Genomic DNA, 20,386 nt, shown 5'->3' on the forward strand with positions numbered 1-20,386 from the left:
TTGCGTGGGGCGGGCGCCTGCCTTGAGACCGAGCGCCGCTCACGCTGCGCCCGCTCTCAAGAACACTAACCACCCTGCGACAGGCTGATCACCCGTCCAAACGAACCTGCAGCCCCCCCAGAAAATCCCCAAACCCTTCCCGAGCCCGGCTGTCGCCTCTGCTGCTGGTCGCCACACTGTGCTTGGCCGTCCATACGATCTGTGCGCCGCTAGCCTCCAGGTCGCGTACCAGCTGCACGTCCTCATGCGCCGCCAGCGGTTGAAAGCCCCCCACACGCTCATAAGCGCGGGCACAGACACCAAGGTTTGCACCATGAATATGCCGATGGCCCTCACATGCCTGATAACCGCTGCGGTACAGCTTGCGTAGCGCAGCGCGTTGCCAGGGCTGCCAGTGCTCGATGTGCACCGTGCCACAGACCACCTCGGCAGTGCAGGCCAGTTGCCAAAGCAGCCAGTGCGAGGGCACTTGGCTATCGGCATCGGTACAGGCCAGCCAGCGGGCGCCGCGGTCCAGCATCAGCGCAGCGCCAAGCCGGCGGGCCATGCCAACGCTGCCAGCCTCCACTGCCAGCGTGTGTACCCCGAAGCGCTTGGCCACAGCGGCACTGGCATCACGGCAGCGGTCCAGCACCACCAGCACCTCGACCTGCTGGCCTGCCTGCCTGGCCAAGGCAACCGCCGCCGCCATGGCCTTGAGGCAGCGCCCCAGCCGTCGGGCTTCGTTATGGGCGGGAATGACGACAGCAATCATGGGCATATCTCGTCCAGGTCGACCACGCTAGGCTCGGCTGACCAGTACTCCAGCAGGAAGTCCGCCTCTTCGTGGCGAAATACCGGGTACAACGGCACGTGTTTGGCCAGCAACTGATGCACTTCACGCCCATCCTGTGGGCAGCCTGCGATCGGATGGCGCCAGTGACAGGCCAACAGGCCACCGTCATAAGTGAGGCTCGCAACCGACTGCTCGATCACCTGCAACCAGTCGGTAGCGTTCAGGTAGTAACCCACTTCGCTGAGCACGATCAGGTCGAAGCTGCCGCCAGGCCAGTCCGCTGGTAAGCGGCCAGCGACGACCGAAGCATTGGGCAAGCCCGCCAGGCGCTGGCGAGCCAACGCCACTGCCGTAGGATCAAGGTCTTGGCACAGCAGTTCGGCACAGCGCTCCGCCAGCGAGGCGCTCAGCTCGCCATTGGCGCAGGCGGGTTCGAACACCCGCTGGTAGCACTGGCGCGGCAGGCTGGCCATCAGCAGGTCGCGTTTGCGGCGCTCGTACCAACGGGTACGAAACGCCCAAGGGTCGTCATTGTTGGCATACAGGTCGGCGAAATATTGCGCATCGATACTCATGACAACTCCTTTACAGGAACACCAGTTCGAAGGGTTGCAGCAGGCAATCGAGCAGGGTGGCAGGCAATACCGGCGCGCGCCCCTGGTCGGGCTCCAGCTGGCTGTGATGCGCCGCCAAGGCCCGACGCTTACGCGCAACCCGTGTTTCATCCAACTCAATGCGATGCGCCCGCGACCAGGGTAGGCGGGGGTCGTCAGGCTGTGCCCAATGCCAGGCCCACACGGGCACCTCCACCAGTTGCACCTGGCGCGCCAGTGCGGCTTGCGCTGCCGCCCGGCCAAGCGCTTCATGGTCGCAGTGGCCGTCGCCGCGCCAGGTTGTCATCAGCACATCATCGGGCTTGAGCAGTTGGTTAAGGTGATTGACCAGAAACGCTTCGTCTCGCGGCAGCGCACCGTCTTTAAGGTGCAGGCGCCGCCAGTCCAGCCGGTTGAGGTCCAGGTCCAGCTGTTGCAAGGCGTGCCTGCTTTCAAGAGGCCGTTGGCGACGCAGGCGGTGTTCGGTCCAGGTCGCGGATTCAGGGTGGCTCCCTTCACCATCGGTAGCGGAAATCAGCAGCACGTCCTGCTCGCGGCCGTGCAGCCCTGCCAACAGTCCGCCGGCCATGAGGATTTCGTCATCGGGGTGCGGAGCCAGCAATACCAAGCGCCGGCCTGCGGGTAGCAACTGGTCCGGCGTGATCCAGCTCGCCCGCGCCAGGTGTGCAGACTGCTGCCACGCGGCCCACGGCCTGCCTTCACTGGCCTTGATCAGGTTCTCACTCATAGTTGCCAGGCTCCTGCCGGCACCTGGGCCAGCTGTTGGCCAAGTTCGGCCAGGTCGCGTTCAGCATGGCTTTGCCGCATGAAGACCGGGAGGTCGGCGCTTAGCCGTGCAAAATGGCTGCTGCGACAGAACGGCGTTGCACCCAACGCACGCCCCACATGGTGGATCACCTGCTCTACAGCATGCTCTACCTGGGCACGCACACGGCGCACCTCGAAGCTGGCGTCGGCGCTGGGCTGGCGATCTATCCACGCGGCACATTCGCGTAGTGCTGCACGGGCACCGTACAACGCCGCATCCACTGCCCCAAGGTGTGCCTGGGCATGAGGATCAGGGCGTGGTTTGCGGCAACGTTCACGCAAGTAATCGGCCAGCGCCTCTGCCGCGCCGTACCAGCAGGCGGCGATCCCCGCACCGCCGTGCCAGAAACCGGGGCGCGAAAGGTACTGCCCTGGCTGGCCTACGGCGATCCCGGGCGAACCCTCAAAGGTGATTTCAATGCTGGCGGTCGTGGCCATACCCACTGCTTGCCAGTGATCGACCTGCAAGCCTTGGGTGGGGTGGGCCAGTTCAATCGCCACCAGTTGCGGCTGGTCATCTTCAGCCCAGGCAGTGATCAGCGCACGGTCGATCTGCAAGGCACCTGAGCACCAGGCCTTGCTGCCGGCAAGGTGCACCTGATCGCCGTCACGGGCAATGATCCGCGCCCGCGCTTCAGGGGGCTCTGCGGCCCACACGCCCCATACAGCATCCCCCACCAGGTGAGCAGCGCCGCATTCAGCCAGGATCGCCAGCGCGTCGGTATGGCCCTCGTACACTTTGGCCAGTGCCAGGTCGCAGCCGGCAATGCGCGCCAAGGTCTGCCAGCGCTGCAAGGTATGCCCTTGGCCCGGCAGCGGGAGCAGGTCGAGATGGTCCGCCAACAGCGCCTGCATCAGTTGCGAAAGCTTGGTGTCCAGGTTCAAAGGCTGCGCGCGCTCGCTGAACGTACGCAACAGGCTGTCGAGGGTGTTCAGGTCAAAATCCTGAATGATGCTCATGTCATCCCCATCTGTTTGCGCATGCGCGCTGTGATTGACTGTCGGGTCTTGCTCATGTCCGCCCAAGGGTCATCGACCTCGGCCAAGCGTTCGTGCAGGTTGCCGATGTGCCACTGGTTGGCGCCCTTGAGGTGGCCAAGTTCCTCGCGCCAGATCGGCACCGACACCGGCAGGCCTTCCCGGGCGCGCAGGGAGTAGGCACAGGCGGTGGTCGCGCCTTTACCGTTGCGCAGGTAATCGATGAAGATCCGTCCGACCCGGTTCTTTGGCCCGGACACGGCGCTGAGCCGGTCGGGGAAGAGCTTGGCCAGGTAATTGACGATGGCATGGCTGAAGTCTTTAACCTCGTCCCAGCCCGCACGGCGGGTCAATGGCACCACCAGGTGCATGCCTTTGCCGCCGCTGGTCTTGAGGAACACTTTGAGGCCCAGTTCGTCGAGCAACGTGAGGGCGAGCTGGGTAGCATCGAGCATGGCCTTCCAGGGCAATGCCGGGTCCGGGTCAAGGTCGAGCACAAAGCGGTCGGGCTTGTCGAAGTCTTTGTCGGTGGCATTCCAAGTGTGCAGTTCAAGCATGTTCATCTGCACGGCACCGAGCAACGTGTCAGGACGGTTGATGACCATCGCCGCCTGGCCGGCTTCGGCCCTGTCGTAACTGAGCACATTGGCGATATGCAACTGGCCGGCGTTCTTCTGGAAGAACAGTTCGCCATTGAGGCCCTCCGGCGCCCGTACCAGCGCCACCGGGCGGTCTTTGAGTTGCGGCAGGATCCACTGACTGACGCCGGCGTAGTATTCGGCAATCTCCCGCTTTGTCGCACCAATGCTGGCGTCGATGATCCTGTCCGGATGCGTCAGGCGCAGGTCGCCCAGGTCTTCTGTCGCTTTGGCACGCTTGGCTTTTGGCACGGTCTTGGCTGGCATGGCACGCTCCTGGTCGATGGCGCTGGCAGGTTTGTCGTCGCGCAGCCCATGGAAAACCGAATGGCGAACCACGCCGTCCCGGGTCATTTGCGCATAAGAAACCTCGGCCATCAGTTTTGGCTTGAGCCAATGAACTCCTCGGGCTTCAGCCCCGGTGGGAGGCCGGGGCAGGGCGGGTTTGCCGATTTCCAGGGGTTTGAGGCGCGCATGGATGCTGTCGAGCGTGGTGGCACTGAAGCCGGTCCCGACCTTGCCGGCATAGCGGAGCTCACCGGTGTCCGGGTCATGCAGGGCGAGCAACAGCGCACCGAAGCCGCTGCGGCTCCCCTTGGGGTCGGTGAACCCGACGATCACAAACTCCTGGCGCTGTTTGCACTTGAGCTTGATCCAGTCAGCACTGCGCCGGCTTGTATAGGGGCTACCGGCGCGCTTGCCGATCAACCCTTCGAGCTCCAGGCGGCAGGCGCTGTCGAGCAGCGACTCCACCGGTTGCTGGAAGTCGGCGGAAAACTCCAGAACCTCGGACTGATCCTGCTCAAGCAGTTTACCCAATGCTTTGCGCCGGTCCTCCAAGGGCAGCGCGCGTAGGTCCTGGCCACCCAGGAAGAGGAGGTCGAACAGGTAATAGACGATTTGCTCGTCGTGGGCAGTGTCGAAGGCATTCTGTAAGGCCTGGAAGTCCGTCGCCCCGTTGTCGCCGTTGACGACCATCTCACCGTCAAGCCAGGCGCTGTCCAGACCTAAAGCGCGAAGCGCAGCCACCTGTCGTGGCATTTTGTGGCTCCAGTCATGGCCGTTACGGGTGAACAGCCGCACGTCGTCGCCTTCAATCCGGGCAAGCACGCGATAACCGTCGAACTTGACTTCATAGCGCCAGTCGCCAGCGGGGGGGGAATCCACCAGGGTCGCAAGCTGCGGCTGCAGTAGACCGGGCAAGGCCGCTTTCTTGCACGCACCGGCCCGCTTGCGCTTGGGCGCCGGCGCCGGTTTGGCGCTGGCATTGCGTCGCGGCACCAGCGTGCGATCGCTGATCACGCTGTCAGGCTGCGCTTCAACGATGCTGTAGTCGGCCTCGCTGCGTGCCTGAGCGTCGTGGGACTTGACCAGCATCCACTGCTCTTTCTTGCCTGCCAGACGGGTGCGGAACAGGTTCCACACGCCGCTCAGCTTCTCTCCTTGCAAGCGAAAGCGCAGCTTGCCCTTGGCATAGGCCTGATTTGCGTCACCCTCTGGTTCCCAGACTCCACGATCCCAGACGATCACATCGCCGGCGCCATAGTGACCCTCCGGGATATTGCCTTCGAAATCGGCGTAGTCGAGAGGGTGATCCTCTACGTGCACCGCCAGGCGCCGCACCTTGGGGTCCAGGGAGGGCCCCTTGGGGATGGCCCAGCTTTTCAGCGTACCGTTCAGTTCCAGACGGAAGTCGTAATGCAGGTGGCTGGCGTCGTGCTTCTGAATGCAGAACTGCAGGGCATGATTACGTTTTGCACGGCCGCGCTTGCCACTGGGCTCGGGTGTGGCATTGAAGTCGCGCTTGCGCTCATATTCCTGCAGGGGCTTGGCCGTCATCTAAGGCTCCCAGGGGTCGCGGTCTCTCATTTGGGAGGCAGCGGGCCGGGCGGTAGTTCAAAAAATCGATTGCACGCTGGCGGGCGAAAAAACTCTGAATTTTCCAGGCCCACTCACAGTCGACCGGACACACCCCTGACGGAGATCCCAAATGAGCCGACCCGATGATCGCCAGCCCTATACCCCCAGCGAAATCGATGACACCGAGGACCGCATGGGCAGCGTGCACGAGCTGGACTTCAATGACCGCCCTGAGGGGCGCATAGGGGACGAACGCCCGGCGGCTGAAGTGGCGAAGGAGTTCCCTGCGCGGCGTGTCGCAGAAGGCGGCATGACCGGTGGTGAGACACTGACGGCCAGCGCGCAGGAAGATAACGTCACCGACGATGACCTTAGCCCCGGCACCCTGCTGGATGAAACCGGCGCACGCGACCCCTACGAACCGGGCGATGACGACGGCCCAGCGGATGAGAACCTGCGTGAGGTCGATGAGCAGGAGATCGGTGGTGGCATTGGCCTGGACGAAGCCGAGCTGGCACGGTCCGCTCCGCTGGACGGTGAACCCTGGACTGATGAAGTGGTTGATAACGAGCCGAGGAAGTGACCATGAATGAGCGTCGATGTGCCTGTGCGAACTGTTCGTGCACGGTGGACGAGAATGCCCGCATGCAGAATGAAAAAGCCTATTGCTGTGAGGCCTGTGCATCAGGGCACCGCAACGGTGAGCCGTGCCGTATGAGTGATTGCAAGTGCGGTGAAGCGGCTCAGCCCGATGAAAACAAGGTCGACAATGCCTTGGATGGAACCTTCCCGGCCAGCGATCCGATTTCCCCCTGAGCCTCTTGAACAGCTCGATATCTGTTGCAGTACGCGCCCCGGGAACTGGCAATGCCGGCTCCCGGGGTGCGGCAGGCCTGAGCTTCAATGCGTCTGCCAGATCCCGTCATTGCGCTCGCAGTCGGTACGGGCCTGGCCGAGGCTGGGGGTGTCGTAATAATAGGTGATTACCTGTGCCCCCTTCGGCAGTGTCGGGCGCGTGGAGGGCTCGTCGCGCCCTGCCGATTTCGGATTGGCAAGGGTCTCCTGCGTCAACGGCGCGATGCAGCTACCCACACTGCCATCGGCGCAGCGCGGGACTTTACGTTTCTCAGTGCTGAGCATCTCCTTGCTTTCATTGCTGCATGACCAATCGATGGCTTCAGCGGGCATGTTGCTGTAGCTGTAGCAGGTCCGTCCTTCAACGGGTTTGACAGCTTCACTGGCGGAGCGGGTCATCACCTCGCACGCTTCGGCCAATACCTCTGTGCTAGCCAGGCCGCCCAGCACCACCATCACCAGGGATAAACGCATGTGCCACCTCCCGGGCCTTGGGCCCGTGTTCAGGTCTTGCGTAATGTCGCTTCACCGCGTTGGCGCATAGCGCGGGCGCGTTTTTCCAGCACCAGGTAGGTAATAACCGCCAGCAGCAGCGGGATCAGGTAGTAAAGGGTGCGGTAGCCCAGCAGCGCCGCCACCAGGCTGCCCTGGCCCAGTTGGCCGTGCAGCAAAGCGAGGAACACGGCTTCAAGCACACCCAGCCCGGCGGGAATGTGAGCGACAACTCCAGCCACGCAACTGATCAGCAAGATACCGAGAATCGAGGGGTAGAACAGGTCGCCGGGTAGCAGCCAGTAAATCAGCGCTGCCATCAATGCCCAGTTGCTGGCACCCAGCGCTACCTGGCACAGCGCCAGACGCAGCGAAGGCAGGGTGATTTCATGCTCGCGCACACGCCATGTACGACGCTTGGCAAAACCGCAGGCCAGCAGATAGGCGAGCGCCACACCCAGCAGCAGAAAACCGATCATCTGCAGCCCGGTTACGCCCACTGCCCAATTTTCCGGCAATTTGACCAGGCGCAGGGCGAACACCGTACCGGCAAGCAGCATGTAACCCATCCAGTTGGTCAGCAGCCCCAGGGTCAGGATCTTGGTGATGGTCCCCGTGTCCAGGCCCAGCCGCCCGTATAACCGGTAACGCAGGGCAACACCGCCCACCCAGGTAGTAAAGTTGAGGTTGAAGGCATAGCAGACGAAGGCCACCGGTAACACTTGGCGCGCTGGCAGGTGGTGGCCGGTATAGGCGCGTGCCAGCAGGTCGTAGCTGGCGAATGTCAGGTAGCTGCACAGCGCCAGGCCCAAGCCGATGATCAGGGTGCTTGGCTTGTAGGCGACCAGTGATTGGCGAACCTCGTTCCAGTCAAGGTTGCGCGCCAGCATGTACAGCAGCGCCGGAATCAGCACGATGAACAGCAGGGTCAGCAGGCGCTTGCCCCAGGTATGCCAGGCTTTGTGCTTCATCAGGTATTGCCCTCGTGAAGGTCGCCCTGGGCCTGCACTTCAGGCTGGACAGATTTCAGGCGTTGCCGGTGCGCCGGGAACCAGCCGGCAATGCGCGGGAAGTAGCGGGTCAGGTGAAAACCGATGAAAATCAGCGGCGCCCGCCACCAGTAGCCGCGGATCATCCGCTCCAGTGTCACCGCCTTGCATTGGTCACTGGCGAGCGAGGCCAAGTGTTGGTACAGATGTTGGTTGAACGCCCGATCACGGATGAGCAGGTTGGCCTCAAGATTGAACGACAGGCTCAGCGGGTCGAGGTTGCTGGAGCCTACCGTCGACCATTCATCGTCCACCAGCGCCACTTTGCCGTGCAGAGGACGCTGGCAGTACTCGTGGATATGCACGCCGTCGCGCAACAGGTAGTTGTACAACAGTCTCGACAGCGCACGTACCCAGCGCATGTCCGGCTGACCCTGCAGGATCAGGGTTACCTGCACCCCACGGCGCGCTGCATTGCGTAACTCGCGCAACAGGCGGTAACCGGGGAAGAAGTAAGCATTGGCAACCACGATGCGTTGACGGGCAGAACGCACGGCCTGCAGGTAACAGGCCTCGATATCGCTACGGTGGCGCGTGTTGTCCCGCTCGACCAGCACGGCGCTTACCTGGCCGGCGGGCTGGGTGAGCGGCTGTACCTCACTGGGCTGTTCGAGCACCGGAGCCATCAGCCGTCGGCTGGAGGCGTGCACCTGCGCCACCACCGGGCCACGCACTTCCACCGCATAGTCCTGCTTGGCCATCGGGCCATAATCGCCCAGGTGATCGGCGCTGTAGTTGATCCCGCCAATGAACGCCCGCTCGCCATCTACCACGACGATCTTGCGGTGCAGGCGCCGGAAGAGGTTGGTCCGCATGCCGGCCACCCGCGGTTGCGGGTCGAAAGCGTGAAAACGCACACCCGCTTCGGTCATGGCCGAAATGAAGGCATCCGGCAGGTCGGCTGTGCCGTACCCATCCACCGCCAGTTCCACCCGTACGCCGCGGCGCGCCGCATCGATCAGAACGCGCTGCAGCTGCTGGCCGACCTTATCGTCGAAGATGATGAACGTTTCCAGCAGGATTTCTTCGCGCGCCTGGGCCATGGCCTCGAATACACGCGGGTAATAGCCTTCTCCATTGATCAACAGCTCGACGCTGTTGCCCTCCACCCAAGGTTTGTTCACAGATTGATCTCCGCAGCCAACGGTGCATGGTCAGACAAGTGTGACCAGGGATAATGGGACAGCACTTGCGCTTTGCTCGGTTTGGCATTGCGCAAGTAGATACGGTCCAACCGCAGCAGCGGCAGGCGCGCCGGGAAACTGCGGGCCGGGCTACCAAAATGCTCACCGAACGCTTCTACCAGGCGTTGCGAGAGCACGGCATCGGCTTTCAGGCGCCAGTCGTTGAAGTCCCCGGCGACAATCACAGGCGCTTCGGCAGGCAAGCTGTCGAGCAAGTCGAACAGCAGGCTTACCTGGCGCTGCCGATGGGCTTCACGCAACCCCAGATGCACGCAGACTGCATGAACCGATTCGTGGCCTGGCACGTCCAGACGGCAGTGCAGCAAGCCGCGCTGTTCGTTGCCATGGATCGATACATCGAGGTTGCGGTGCTCGACGATAGGGAATTTCGACAGCAGCGCGTTGCCATGATCACCGTGCGGGTAAATGGCATTACGGCCGTAGGCGAACTGCGGCCACATGCTGTCGGCGAGGAATTCATATTGCGGGGTTTCGGGCCACGCGGGATGGCGCAAGGCGTGGTGCTCATGGCTGCCATGGACCTCCTGCAGGAACACAAGGTCGGCATCGGTGGCACGTACCGCCTCGCGCAATTCGGGCAGGATGAAACGCCGGTTCAGCGCGGTGAAGCCTTTGTGTACGTTGATGGTCAGTACATTGAGGCGATGTACCGTGGTGACTCGGTCGATGATGCTGGCGGGTGTTTGCAGTGTCTTGTTCACAATTGCACCTGCGGTGTGACACCCGGTTCTGTCACCAAGTGGCCATTCAGATCCATTTTGTCCAGTAGACGGCGTGCGTCGTATGGGGCATGTACCTTCTGGTCGTTATCGAAGTAGCAATAGATATCCCGTGAGGTACGCCGAGGTGGCGGCTGATCGATGATCAGGTGGGCATCGTCTGGTTGTGCGCCGCGGCTCCAGCATTCGATACGCTGCTTCCAGCGGCGCAATGCGCGGGCTGTATATCCGCTGCTGTAAAGCTCGACATCGCCGTGCAGACGCAGGTAGACGAAGTCGGCGGTCACATCTTCGACATAGGGCCACTTGCCCGCGCTGTCGGCGACCACGAGCGCCACCCGGTACTTGCGCAGCATCCGGACGAACGCCTCGCACAGAAAGCTCTCATTACGTATTTCCACTGCGTGGCGAATGCGTGCATTGCCGTCGATGGCCGTCCCGCCATTGCCCCGTAAACGCTCCGCGCAGTTGCGGGCACAGGCGTGCGCCGCCTCGCGGTCGTGCGGTAATAGCGCGAGGAAACGCTCGAAGCGATCCTCATCGAATTTCATGTTCGGCGGAAACTGCCACAGAATCGGCCCCAGCTTATCGCCCAGCAACAAAAGGCCTGATGCAAAGAAATTCGCCAGCGGCTCTTCGATGTCCTTGAGGCGCCGACCATGCGTGATATAGCGGGGCCCTTTGACTGAAAAGATGAAGTCCTCCGGCGTATCGTCCCGCCAGCGCTCATAGCGTTCCGGTGTCTGCAGGCTATAGAACGACCCGTTTATTTCTATGCTGTTCACGGCGCGCGAGGCAAATGCCAGTTCGTGATCCTGCCGTAGCCCCTTGGGGTAGAAGTCCTTGCGCCAGGGGCCATAGCGCCATCCGGATATGCCGATGCGGATCTCGCTCACACTGTGGTCCTCATTGCTGTCCCTTCACTAGCGACACGCAACGACCACAAACGGTTCAGGATGGTTGACCAGTGGCGACCTGGCCCTGCCCAGGGAACTTTGCACCCGCACACGTTTCCACCGAAAACCAGACCTGACCAATATGTTGCGATGGGAGGCCTGTTCGACATACGGCAATGACCCGCCAATCTGGAGGTAAGCATGGCCCGACACATCATTCACTTCACCGGCCCGATCAACTCATCCACCTGCGGCAACCTGATCAGTACCTGCTCCAAGGTGATGCAACAGGGGGCCGATGTGCTTCAGTTGAATATCGCTACGATGGGCGGCGAATGCAGTTATGGGTTTACCTTGTACAACTTCCTGCGCGCCTTGCCTGTACACGTGCACACGCACAACCTCGGTACTGTGGAATCGATGGGCAACATCCTGTTTCTGGCGGGTGAGCACCGTACCGCCTGCGCCATGAGCAAGTTCCTGTTTCACCCGTTTCACTGGACGCTGCATGGCGCGGTCGACCACGCGCGTATGGCCGAGTATGCGATGAGTCTTGATTATGATTTGCGGCTGTATGCCCAGATCGTTGCCGAAAGAACCGCTGGCAGCGCCGAAGTATTGGATGTGCAGCGCTACCTGATGGCTGACCCGCGAATACTGGATCCTCAGGAGGCGCTGGGGAGCGGCTTGATCCATGCCGTCGATGAAATGCCGATCGAGGCACAAGTCACACAGTGGAGTGTGCATGCGTAAAGCTCACAGCACCGGCATCAGGGAGCGCGCAAACATTTTCCCGGGCGGTTTTTCGTGCCACCGGTCGGCTGCCCACGATTGAATTGAGCATTCGTGCGCATCGGCGGCTCGGAAACAGGGCATGGCAAAGATTCATGCGTCCAACCATCCCATCGCAAGGAGAAACGACATGGCTCGTGATCAAGAGCGGACTGGACAACGAGGCGGCACCAAGGAAACCAACCCGGGCAACTTTGCCAATGACCGCGAACGGGCATCCCGTGCCGGCCAGAAGGGCGGGCAGGCGTCGGGTGGCAACTTTGCCAATGACAGAGAGCGTGCCTCGCAAGCTGGCCGCAAGGGCGGGCAGAACAGCCATGGTGGAGGCCGCCAGCCGAGTTGAACAGACGCGTTAGCCGAGGCCTGTCGGCATTGCCAGCGGCCTCGTCCCATGTCCTCGTAGGGAGACTCAAGCATGCGCGCTTTGACCTATCACGGCGCTGGCGATGTCCGTGTTGACAACGTGCCAGAACCGGACCTGCAGGAAGATGACGATATCCTTCTGCGTGTGACCGCCACGGCCATCTGCGGCTCGGACTTGCACTTGTATCGCGGCAAGATCCCTTTGGTCGAGACGGGCGATATCCTCGGCCACGAGTTCATGGGGATCGTCGAAGACGTTGGTAGCGCAGTGACAGCCGTGCGCCCCGGTGACCGGGTGGTGATCCCGTTCGTGATCGCGTGCGGCGGCTGTTTCTTCTGCCAGCACCAGCTGTTCGCGGCCTGTGAAACCACCAATACGGGCCACGGGGCGATTCTCAACAAGAAGGTGATCCCGCCGGGTGCAGCCTTGTTCGGCTACAGCCACCTGTACGGTGGGGTGCCAGGTGGCCAGGCCGACTACGTACGCGTTCCTAAAGGCAACACGGGGCCGTTCAAGGTACCGGGGCACCTGGCCGATGATCAGCTGCTGTTCCTGTCTGATATCCTGCCCACCGCCTGGCAGGCGGTGCTCAACGCAGAAGTCGGGCAGGGTGCATCGCTGGCTATCTATGGCGCAGGGCCGGTCGGGCTGCTGTCAGCGGCCTGTGCAAGAATGCTGGGGGTAGAGCAGATTTTCATGGTCGATGAATGCGGCTATCGCCTGGATTATGCCCATCAGGCCTACGGCGTAATTCCTATCGACTTTGCCCACGACGACGATCCTGCCGACACCATCATTCGCCAGACGCGCGGCATGCGGGGCGTCGATGCAGTGATCGATGCCGTGGGCTTCGAAGCCAAAGGCAGCACCACCGAAACCGTGCTGACTGCCCTTAAACTCGAAGGTAGCAGCGGTAAGGCTTTACGCCAGAGCATCGCTGCGGTCCGCCGTGGTGGCGTGGTAAGCGTGCCGGGGGTCTATGCCGGTTTCATTCACGGCTTCCTGTTCGGCGACGCATTCGACAAGGGCCTGACTTTCCGCATGGGCCAGACGCACGTCCATCGCTACCTGCCGGAGTTGCTCGAACACATCGAGGCAGGCCGGCTCAACCCGCAAGCGATCATCACTCACCGGCTGGCGCTGGAAGATGCCGCGCGAGGCTACGAAATGTTCGATGAGCAGCAGGAGCGCTGCCGCAAGGTGATCCTGGTACCTGGCGCTGCACCCGACCCGTTGCCTTGAGGGGTGTCGCAGAGGGGAATTGTTGGACAATTATTTTGAATCTTTCCTGGCGGGCATCACTCAATGAATGAGTCATCCATGGAGAAGAGGAGGGCCCCGTGATGCCTAACCCCCAGCTGTACATCATTGACTACCAACTGCATGGCGAGCCACGCAGTTTCATTATCCGCATGGAGCGGATGGATAACACCGAAGCCTGGCACTGGGCCAGTTGTGATGCGGGTATTGGCATCATTCCTAAGTTTGGCCGCGAAAAAATCAAGAAAGTCAGCAAGCCAATGGCTGAGCGCTATGGGATTACCGCAGTGAGTTGGCGGCTGTCCGGGGGAAAACCCCACCAGCCGGTCAGTGACTCTGCGATTAGCAGTTGAGGGAAAGGGAGCGGGCTTTCGCCCGCTCCCTATAGTCAAGCGCCTGACTCGGGATCGCTTGCTGGTACCCCTGGGCGATTCTCCTCATCGTCGGTGACATTCGGGTCAGCATCCGGGTCGTCCACCCGATCGTCGGGCTGGCCCGGATCCAGTTCAGGCCAGTCATCCTGGACGTTACCGCCACCCATTTTCATTAGTTGGCTCATCACGGTTCTCCTTGGCGTCAGATGCAGTTTGGAGTGTGATCGAGCTACGGATGATCAGCCTGCGTCCTGAAAATACCGACCAATGGGTCATTGCCCATGGGCGCGACCTGCCTTGTTGGCTGCGGAGCAATTGCCGGTGCAGTCAAAACCATCGCTCAAGGCTGCTTCAGCACCAAGGTCAGGATGTCGTAACTGGCCACCAGCTCCCCCAACTGGTTGGTGACTTCTACATCCCAAGCTACCACCCCCTGAGGCTGCCCCAACGGGCTGGTCTTGCCTTGGTCGATCTTGCGTTTGCAGGTCAGGCGCGCCTGAATGGTATCGCCAATGGCGACCGGGGTTATAAAACGCAGGGTATCCAGCCCGTAGTTGGCCAATACCGGGCCTTCGCCCGGGGAGACGAACAGCCCGGCCGCCGCCGAAAGCACGAAGTAACCATGTGCGATGCGCTTGCCGAACTGCGATTGCCTGGCGGCTATCTCGTCGAAATGCATGTAGAAGTGATCGCCCGACAGGCAACCGAAATTCACCAGATCGGCCTCGGTGACCGTGCGGCGGTGGGTCAGCAGCGACTCGCCGATGCGCAGCTCGTCGAAATGACGGCGGAAGGGATGTACCTCGCTCTCGATTACCTCGGCGCCGCGTACATATTCCCCGGTCACTGCCGTCAGCATACTCGGCGAGCCCTGTATCGCCGCACGTTGCAGGTAATGCTTGACCGCACGTAAGCCACCCAGCTCCTCGCCGCCCCCCGCGCGGCCGGGGCCGCCGTGCTTGAGTTGCGGCAGCGGCGAGCCGTGGCCGGTGGATTCTTGCGCAGCTTCACGGTCGAGTACCAACAGGCGGCCATGCCAGGCTGCAGCGGTCGGGATCGCCTTGGCGGCCACGGCGCGGTCGGCCGTTACCAGCGTCGCGACCAGGCTGCCCTTGCCACGAGCTGCCAAGACCAGAGCTTCGTCCAGGTCATCGTAGGCCATCAGCGTGCTGACCGGGCCAAAGGCCTCGATATCGTGGGCGCCGCCTTCGGCATGCGGGTCTCGTGCCTGAAGCAGGGTTGGGGCGAAGAACGCGCCCTCGGCAACGCTCTCGCCACGTGGGGCGAAACCGTCGCTGGCGCCGAACAGCTGATCGCAGCTTTGAAGCAGGGCACGTACACGCTCGCCGACATCGCGTTGCTGGTCATGAGAGGCCAGGGCCCCCATGCGAACGCCGTCCAATGAAGGGTCGCCGACCACCACCTTGCTCAGGCGCTCGCGCAGGCGTGTGGCCACGGCATCCAGGTGCTTGGCCGGAACGATGGCACGGCGGATGGCTGTGCATTTCTGCCCGGCCTTGGTGGTCATCTCGCGCACCACTTCCTTGAGGTAAAGCTCGAACTCTTCACTGTCCGGGCTCACGTCAGGGCCGAGGATGGCGCAATTGAGCGAGTCGGCCTCGGCGGTGAAGGGTACCGAATTGCGGATCAGGTTAGGCGTGACACGCAGTTTTGCCGCGGTGTCAGCAGAACCGGTGAAGGTCACCACATCCTGGCCCTGCAAGCGGTCGAGCAGGTCACCGGTGCTGCCGATCACCAATTGCAGACAGCCGGCGGGGAGCAGACCAGAGGCATCCATCAGGCGTACCACCGCTTCGGTCAGGTAGCTTGTGGAAGTCGCCGGCTTGACGATGCATGGCATGCCGGCAAGGAACGTTGGGGCGAACTTCTCCAGCATGCCCCAGATCGGGAAGTTGAAGGCATTGATGTGAACGGCAACACCGGCACGCGGCACAAGTATATGGCTACCGGAAAAGTGGCCCTTTTTTCCCAGCGGGATCGCCGGCCCTTCGTGTACCAGGTTGCCTGAAGGCAATTCGCGGCTGCCGATGCCAGCATAGGAGAACAGCGTGGCGTTGCCGCCTTCGATGTCGATCCAACTGTCAGCGCGGGTGGCGCCACTGTGGTGGGACAGGGCGTAAAGCTGTTCCTTGCGTTCAGCCAGGTACAGCGCCAGGGCTTTGAGCCGCGCGGCGCGCTGCTGGAAGTCCATGGCCATCAGTTCAGCCACGCCTCGGGCGCGGGCAAAGTCCACTGCCTCGGCGAAGTCCGGGCGTTCTTCATGGCTGTGTGCCAGGACATGACCGTCCAGGGCGCTGCGCAGGGCCTGGGCGCCGTGCTGGCCGATCCAGCGGCCGGCAATGAAGCTCTGCAGGGTTGGGGCGTCAGACATGCTGTTCTCCTTTGAAGGGCACTGTTACCACAGCGCCAGGGTGTAGCCGATGATCAGGCGGTTTTCGTCCACGGCATTGGTCAGGCCATTGCCGGAACGGAAGGTGACATTGCGCCAGCGCAGGCTGACGTCTTTGAACGGACCGCTCTGGATGACATAGGTGAGGTCGCTATCGCGCTCGCGCTCACGGCCGTTGCTGACGGTCGCGGTCTCGGCGTGGCGTCCGTCGGTGTAACGGGTCATGAAACTCAGGCCGGGAATGCCCATGGCAACGAAATCGTAGTCATAGCGCACCTGCCACGAATCGAGCCCGGCACGGGTGAAGGTGTTGTAGGTCACGAGGTTCACGGTGAACGGGTCGCCGCCGTTGACGAAGGGGAAGGCGCTGTCACCGGACATCTGTTGCCAGGTGGCGGTGAATTTGTGTGCCCTGACGCCGAGGGTGAACATGGCGTTGAAGTTGCGGTTGTCGATGTTGCCGGCACGTTCGGCGCCATCATTGCGGCTGTCGAAGTACCGCAGGTCGCTACGCAGGCTAAGGCCTTCGCCCAGCGGGCGGGTGTCGACCAGGCCGACAAACTGCTGGCGGTAGATGTCTTCGAGCTTGGCGTAGTAGTAGCTGACGCTGGTCTGTGGGGTAATGGCATAGCTGCCGCCACCGAAGTCCAGATGGTCGCTGCTGGCGGCGCCGTAGCCGATGTCGTCGCGGCCCGAAGAGTCGCGCAGGTTGGCCTTGGTCAAGCGTCCGGCGTTGACGGTCAGGCCGTCGAGTTCCTGGCTGGTCAGCAGCCCGCCCTGGAAGGTCGAGGCCAGCAGGCGTGTGTCGTTGTAAACCACTACCGGCAGAATCGGCTGCAAGGTGCCCAGGCGCAGGGTGCTCTTGGACACGCGCACTTTACCGGTCAGGCCCAACTCACTGTAGTCATCGACAGGCTCGTGGCTGTTCGGGCCAAACGGCAGCAGGCCGGTGTTGCGGCGGTCACGGCTGCTGTCGAGCTTGACGCCCAACTGGCCCATGGCATCCACGCCGACGCCTACCGGGCCTTCGGTGAAGCCCGATTCCAGGCGGGCAGTAAAGCCTTGGCCCCATTCCTCGGCCTTGGCCTGCGGCGCATTGCTCTGGCGGAAGTCGCGGTTGAGGTAGTGGTTGCGCAGTTCCAGGCGCGCATGGCTGTCGCCGACGAAGTCCGCCATGGCCGGCAAGGGCAGGGCGAGCGTGGCAAGCCAGGTGAGGCAAGAGAAGCGAGTGCGGTTCATTGTTGTTGTACCCGACATGGTTGTTCTCAAAATCAGTGCTTGCTGGCGCCGGCGGCGCCAATACCGGTCATGGAGCGAATGAACTGCGCCAGGTAGCGGCCACGTTCTTCGGTGGCCCGCGCCGAACTGTCGGTGACCGAGAACACCCAGGCGCCGAGGAACGCCAGGCTCATCGAGAACAACGCCGGATTGCTGTAGGGGAACAGTGCCTGTTCGTTGTGCAGCACGTTCACCCACACCGCCGGGCCCAGTACAACCAGTACGACCGCCGAAAGCAGCCCCGCCATGCTCCCGCACACCGCACCGCGGGTGGTCAGGCCCTTCCAGAACATCGAAAGCAGCAACACCGGGAAGTTGACCGACGCGGCGACGGCCAGCACCAGGCCGGAGAGGAAGGCGATGTTCTGCGACTCGAACACCAGCCCGAGCACCACTGCCAGCAGGCCGATCACCAGGGTGGCGATACGCGAAACCCGCATCTCTTGCTGCTCGGTGGCCTGGCCTTTGCGCATCACACAGGCATACAGGTCGTGGGACACCGCCGACGCACCGGATAGCGCCAGGCCAGCCACGACCGCCAGAATGGTGGCGAAGGCCACGGCAGAAATGAAACCGAGGAACAGGTTGCCACCCACCGCCTGCGCCAGGTGCACCGCGACCATGTTGCCGCCGCCGATGATCGCGCCCGCCGCATCGCGGTAAGAGGGCTCGGTGCCGACCATGACGATGGCGCCGAAGCCGATGACGATCAGCAGCAGGTAGAAGTAGCCGATGAAGCCGGTGGCGTAGAACACGCTCTTGCGCGCTTCCTTTGCATCGCTGACGGTGAAGAACCGCATCAGGATATGAGGCAGGCCCGCCGTGCCGAACATCATGCCCAGGCCCAAGGAAATCGCGTCCACCGGGTTCGACAGCAGGCCACCCGGCGCCATGATTGCCTGGCCCTTGGCGTGTACGGCCACGGCACTGGCAAACATCGCCTCGGTGCTGAAACCAAAGTGCTTGAGCACCATGAAGGCCATGAACGTGGTACCGCTGAGCAACATCACCGCCTTGATGATCTGCACCCAGGTGGTGGCGAGCATGCCGCCGAAGGTCACGTAGGCGACCATCAGCACCCCGACCAGCATCACCGCATACAGGTAGCTGATACCGAACAGCAGCTCGATCAGCTTGCCGGCACCGACCATCTGCGCCACCAGGTACATCAGCGCCACGACCAGGGTGCCGAACGCCGACGTCAGGCGCACGGGGGTTTGAGCCAGGCGGTAGGACACCACATCGGCAAAGGTGTACTTGCCCAGGTTGCGCAAGCGTTCGGCAATCAGGAACAGGATGATCGGCCAACCCGCGAGCACGCCCAGGGCGTACAGCAGCCCGTCGTAGCCGTTCATGAACATCATTGCCGAAATGCCCAGAAACGACGCGGCGCTGATCATGTCGCCTGCGATCGCCAGGCCATTCTGCATACCTGTCAGGCCGCCGCCGGCGGTATAGAAATCACTGGCCGAGCGGGTACGCAGGGCAGCCCAGCGGGTCACCAGGAGGGTGAAGCAGACGAACACCATGAACATCGAGATGGCGGTCCAGTTCATTGCGCGCACTCCTGCTTGACCTTGTCGTTGAGCGGGTCGAGTACGTTGTTGGCGCGGTGCACGTAAATGCCGGTGAGGGCGAACGACAACAGCACCATGAGCACGCCCACCAGCATGCCGACGGTGGTCACGCCACCGCTGAGCGACTGGCCGAGGGTGCTGGGCGAGAACGCCACCAGCAGGACGAAGCCGTAGTAGATCACCAGCATGGCCAGGGTCAGGCTGCCGTTGAGGCGGCGCTTGCGCCGGACCAGGTGCTGGAAGTCGGGGTGGTTGGCGATGCTTGCGATGCGTTCGGGGGTCATGGGTCAGCGATCTCTTGGTGTTGTAGTTGTTTTTTGTGAGGTCACACGGGTGTTGCATGCGGTGTTGAAAAGCGGCGCGGGTTTACAACTGGTCGAAGTCGAGCACCACCTTGTCGCTCACCGGGTACGTCTGGCACGACAGCACATAGCCCGCCGCCACTTCGTAGTCTTCCAGCGCGTGGTTGCTGTCCATCTCCACTTCGCCCTCGATCACCCGGCACTTGCAGGTGGAGCACACGCCCGCTTTGCACGAGTAGGGCAGCTCGGCGCCGATGGCATTACCGGCGTCCAGCACGTTCTGGCTGTTGCGCGGCAGGTCGAACGACAGGGCGCGGCCATCGCTGATCACGGTGATATGGCTGAGCGCCGAATCGACCTGGCGCGCCGCCTCACGGGCCTCGCGGCGTGCTTCGCTGCCAGCGGCGGCAAACAGTTCGAAATGGATGCGCTCCTTGCCCATGCCATTGGCCAGCAGGCCGTCGCGCACGGTTTCGGTCATCGCCTGGGGGCCGCAGATGAACGCCGCGTCCAGCGTGGCAACGTCCATCCATCGGGAAAACAGCTGGCCGCACTTGTCGGCGTCGATGCGGCCGTTGTACAGGTCGACGTCCTGCTGCTCGCGGCTGAACACGAAAATCAGGTTCAGACGGTCCAGGTAACGGTTTTTCAGGTCTTCGAGCTTGTCGCGGAACAACGCCCCCGAGCTGGACCGGTTGCCATACAGCAGGGTGAAGCGGCTGTGCGGCTCACTGGCCAAGGTGGTGGCGATGATCGACAGGATCGGTGTGATGCCGCTGCCTGCGGCTACGCCCAGGTAGTGGCCTTGGCGGGCAGGGTCCAGCGGTACGTAGAAGCTGCCGGACGGTGGCATCACCTCCAACTGCTGGCCAGCCTTGAGCACGTCATTGGCAAAGGCGGAAAACCGCCCGCCCGGCACTCGCTTGACGGCTACCCGCAGCTCGCCATCCTGTACCGCACTGCAGATGGAATAGGAGCGGCGTACTTCCTCGTTGTCCAATTGGGTACGCATGACCAGGTACTGGCCCTGGGTGAAGCTGAATTGCGCCTGCAAGTGCTCAGGCACCTCAAAGGCGATGGACACTGCGTCGCGGGTCTCGTTGCGCACTTGCTTGATGGTCAGGCTGTGAAACTGGCTCAT

Annotated in this window: 21 protein-coding genes and 1 pseudogene; 6 read left to right on the forward strand and 16 right to left on the reverse strand. The window is 62.4% G+C overall.

Annotation, left to right across the window (positions count from 1 at the left end):
• Positions 1 to 88: 88 nt before the first annotated feature.
• From ACW4TB_RS08595 to ligD, 5 genes are read right to left on the reverse strand one after another with little or no spacing between them, the layout of a single operon-like run.
• A complete protein-coding gene (locus ACW4TB_RS08595) occupies positions 89 to 754 on the reverse strand; it encodes a glycosyltransferase (RefSeq protein WP_042111982.1) in 666 nt (221 codons plus the stop codon).
• The gene (locus tag ACW4TB_RS08600) at positions 751 to 1,350 is read right to left on the reverse strand and encodes a class I SAM-dependent methyltransferase (RefSeq protein WP_279931648.1); all 600 of its coding nucleotides are present in this window, start codon (positions 1,348 to 1,350) and stop codon (positions 751 to 753) included. Before ACW4TB_RS08600 ends, ACW4TB_RS08595 begins: the two co-directional genes overlap by 4 nt.
• A gap of 10 nt (positions 1,351 to 1,360) precedes the next feature.
• Positions 1,361 to 2,116 (reverse strand): PIG-L deacetylase family protein, encoded by a 756-nt coding sequence (locus ACW4TB_RS08605; protein WP_012314504.1) that lies wholly within the window; start codon positions 2,114 to 2,116, stop codon positions 1,361 to 1,363.
• Positions 2,113 to 3,156 carry an acyl-CoA/acyl-ACP dehydrogenase gene (locus tag ACW4TB_RS08610; RefSeq protein WP_279931645.1) on the reverse strand — a complete coding sequence of 348 codons (1,044 nt, stop codon included), beginning with the start codon at positions 3,154 to 3,156 and terminating at the stop codon, positions 2,113 to 2,115. Before ACW4TB_RS08610 ends, ACW4TB_RS08605 begins: the two co-directional genes overlap by 4 nt.
• Positions 3,153 to 5,651 (reverse strand): DNA ligase D, encoded by a 2,499-nt coding sequence (gene ligD, locus ACW4TB_RS08615; RefSeq protein WP_279931643.1) that lies wholly within the window; start codon positions 5,649 to 5,651, stop codon positions 3,153 to 3,155. The genes ACW4TB_RS08610 and ligD overlap by 4 nt, the downstream gene beginning before the upstream one ends.
• A 151-nt stretch (positions 5,652 to 5,802) precedes the next feature.
• On the opposite strand from ligD, the gene ACW4TB_RS08620 reads away from it, so the two are divergent.
• Both ACW4TB_RS08620 and ACW4TB_RS08625 read left to right on the forward strand, forming a co-directional pair.
• Complete coding sequence (locus tag ACW4TB_RS08620; RefSeq protein ID WP_254465777.1) at positions 5,803 to 6,255, forward strand: phosphotransferase system, HPr-related protein; 453 nt, start codon at positions 5,803 to 5,805, stop codon at positions 6,253 to 6,255.
• Between the two features lie 2 nt (positions 6,256 to 6,257).
• The gene (locus tag ACW4TB_RS08625; RefSeq protein ID WP_279931640.1) at positions 6,258 to 6,488 is read left to right on the forward strand and encodes a metallothionein; all 231 of its coding nucleotides are present in this window, start codon (positions 6,258 to 6,260) and stop codon (positions 6,486 to 6,488) included.
• An 84-nt stretch (positions 6,489 to 6,572) separates the two neighbouring features.
• On the opposite strand, the gene ACW4TB_RS08630 is transcribed toward ACW4TB_RS08625, so the two are convergent.
• Genes ACW4TB_RS08630 through ACW4TB_RS08650 form a run of 5 tightly spaced genes read right to left on the reverse strand, consistent with a single transcriptional unit; the run spans position 6,573 to position 10,888 of the window.
• On the reverse strand, positions 6,573 to 7,001 hold the full coding sequence (locus ACW4TB_RS08630) for a hypothetical protein (protein ID WP_012314499.1): 429 nt from the start codon (positions 6,999 to 7,001) through the stop codon (positions 6,573 to 6,575).
• A 29-nt stretch (positions 7,002 to 7,030) separates the two neighbouring features.
• Positions 7,031 to 7,990 (reverse strand): lysylphosphatidylglycerol synthase domain-containing protein, encoded by a 960-nt coding sequence (locus tag ACW4TB_RS08635; protein WP_012314498.1) that lies wholly within the window; start codon positions 7,988 to 7,990, stop codon positions 7,031 to 7,033.
• The gene (gene clsB, locus ACW4TB_RS08640; RefSeq protein WP_012314497.1) at positions 7,990 to 9,192 is read right to left on the reverse strand and encodes a cardiolipin synthase ClsB; all 1,203 of its coding nucleotides are present in this window, start codon (positions 9,190 to 9,192) and stop codon (positions 7,990 to 7,992) included. The genes ACW4TB_RS08635 and clsB overlap by 1 nt, the downstream gene beginning before the upstream one ends.
• Complete coding sequence (locus ACW4TB_RS08645) at positions 9,189 to 9,941, reverse strand: endonuclease/exonuclease/phosphatase family protein (RefSeq protein ID WP_455842951.1); 753 nt, start codon at positions 9,939 to 9,941, stop codon at positions 9,189 to 9,191. The genes clsB and ACW4TB_RS08645 overlap by 4 nt, the downstream gene beginning before the upstream one ends.
• A gap of 29 nt (positions 9,942 to 9,970) precedes the next feature.
• Entirely contained in the window at positions 9,971 to 10,888 is a 918-nt protein-coding gene (locus ACW4TB_RS08650; protein WP_279931633.1) for a DUF72 domain-containing protein, read from the reverse strand.
• Between the two features lie 201 nt (positions 10,889 to 11,089).
• On the opposite strand from ACW4TB_RS08650, the gene ACW4TB_RS08655 reads away from it, so the two are divergent.
• The 4 genes from ACW4TB_RS08655 to ACW4TB_RS08670 all read left to right on the forward strand — a co-directional run bounded on the left by ACW4TB_RS08655 (position 11,090) and on the right by ACW4TB_RS08670 (position 13,657).
• On the forward strand, positions 11,090 to 11,641 hold the full coding sequence (locus tag ACW4TB_RS08655) for an ATP-dependent Clp protease proteolytic subunit (RefSeq protein ID WP_279931631.1): 552 nt from the start codon (positions 11,090 to 11,092) through the stop codon (positions 11,639 to 11,641).
• 169 nt (positions 11,642 to 11,810) lie between these two features.
• Positions 11,811 to 12,023 carry a con-10 family general stress protein gene (locus tag ACW4TB_RS08660; RefSeq protein ID WP_012314493.1) on the forward strand — a complete coding sequence of 71 codons (213 nt, stop codon included), beginning with the start codon at positions 11,811 to 11,813 and terminating at the stop codon, positions 12,021 to 12,023.
• 72 nt (positions 12,024 to 12,095) lie between these two features.
• Positions 12,096 to 13,286, forward strand: coding sequence for a zinc-dependent alcohol dehydrogenase (locus ACW4TB_RS08665; RefSeq protein ID WP_039601581.1), 1,191 nt, complete (start codon positions 12,096 to 12,098; stop codon positions 13,284 to 13,286).
• A 101-nt stretch (positions 13,287 to 13,387) separates the two neighbouring features.
• On the forward strand, positions 13,388 to 13,657 hold the full coding sequence (locus ACW4TB_RS08670) for a DUF6555 family protein (RefSeq protein ID WP_279931626.1): 270 nt from the start codon (positions 13,388 to 13,390) through the stop codon (positions 13,655 to 13,657).
• A gap of 35 nt (positions 13,658 to 13,692) precedes the next feature.
• Here ACW4TB_RS08670 and ACW4TB_RS08675 read toward each other — a convergent pair whose 3' ends face one another.
• The 6 genes and pseudogenes from ACW4TB_RS08675 to paaE form a co-directional block, all read right to left on the reverse strand.
• Positions 13,693 to 13,863 carry a hypothetical protein gene (locus ACW4TB_RS08675; protein ID WP_190273350.1) on the reverse strand — a complete coding sequence of 57 codons (171 nt, stop codon included), beginning with the start codon at positions 13,861 to 13,863 and terminating at the stop codon, positions 13,693 to 13,695.
• Between the two features lie 155 nt (positions 13,864 to 14,018).
• Positions 14,019 to 16,070 carry a phenylacetic acid degradation bifunctional protein PaaZ gene (gene paaZ, locus ACW4TB_RS08680; RefSeq protein WP_012314490.1) on the reverse strand — a complete coding sequence of 684 codons (2,052 nt, stop codon included), beginning with the start codon at positions 16,068 to 16,070 and terminating at the stop codon, positions 14,019 to 14,021.
• A gap of 24 nt (positions 16,071 to 16,094) precedes the next feature.
• Positions 16,095 to 17,327 (reverse strand): OprD family porin, encoded by a 1,233-nt coding sequence (locus ACW4TB_RS08685; protein WP_254465772.1) that lies wholly within the window; start codon positions 17,325 to 17,327, stop codon positions 16,095 to 16,097.
• A gap of 32 nt (positions 17,328 to 17,359) precedes the next feature.
• A pseudogene (locus ACW4TB_RS08690) lies at positions 17,360 to 18,919 on the reverse strand (cation acetate symporter); the annotation flags it as partial.
• Positions 18,919 to 19,227, reverse strand: coding sequence for a DUF485 domain-containing protein (locus tag ACW4TB_RS08695; protein ID WP_012314487.1), 309 nt, complete (start codon positions 19,225 to 19,227; stop codon positions 18,919 to 18,921). The gene ACW4TB_RS08695 and the pseudogene ACW4TB_RS08690, both read right to left, overlap by 1 nt.
• Before the next feature lie 82 nt (positions 19,228 to 19,309).
• Complete coding sequence (paaE, locus tag ACW4TB_RS08700) at positions 19,310 to 20,386, reverse strand: 1,2-phenylacetyl-CoA epoxidase subunit PaaE (RefSeq protein WP_254465771.1); 1,077 nt, start codon at positions 20,384 to 20,386, stop codon at positions 19,310 to 19,312.

Source organism: Lelliottia jeotgali, assembly GCF_977070485.1.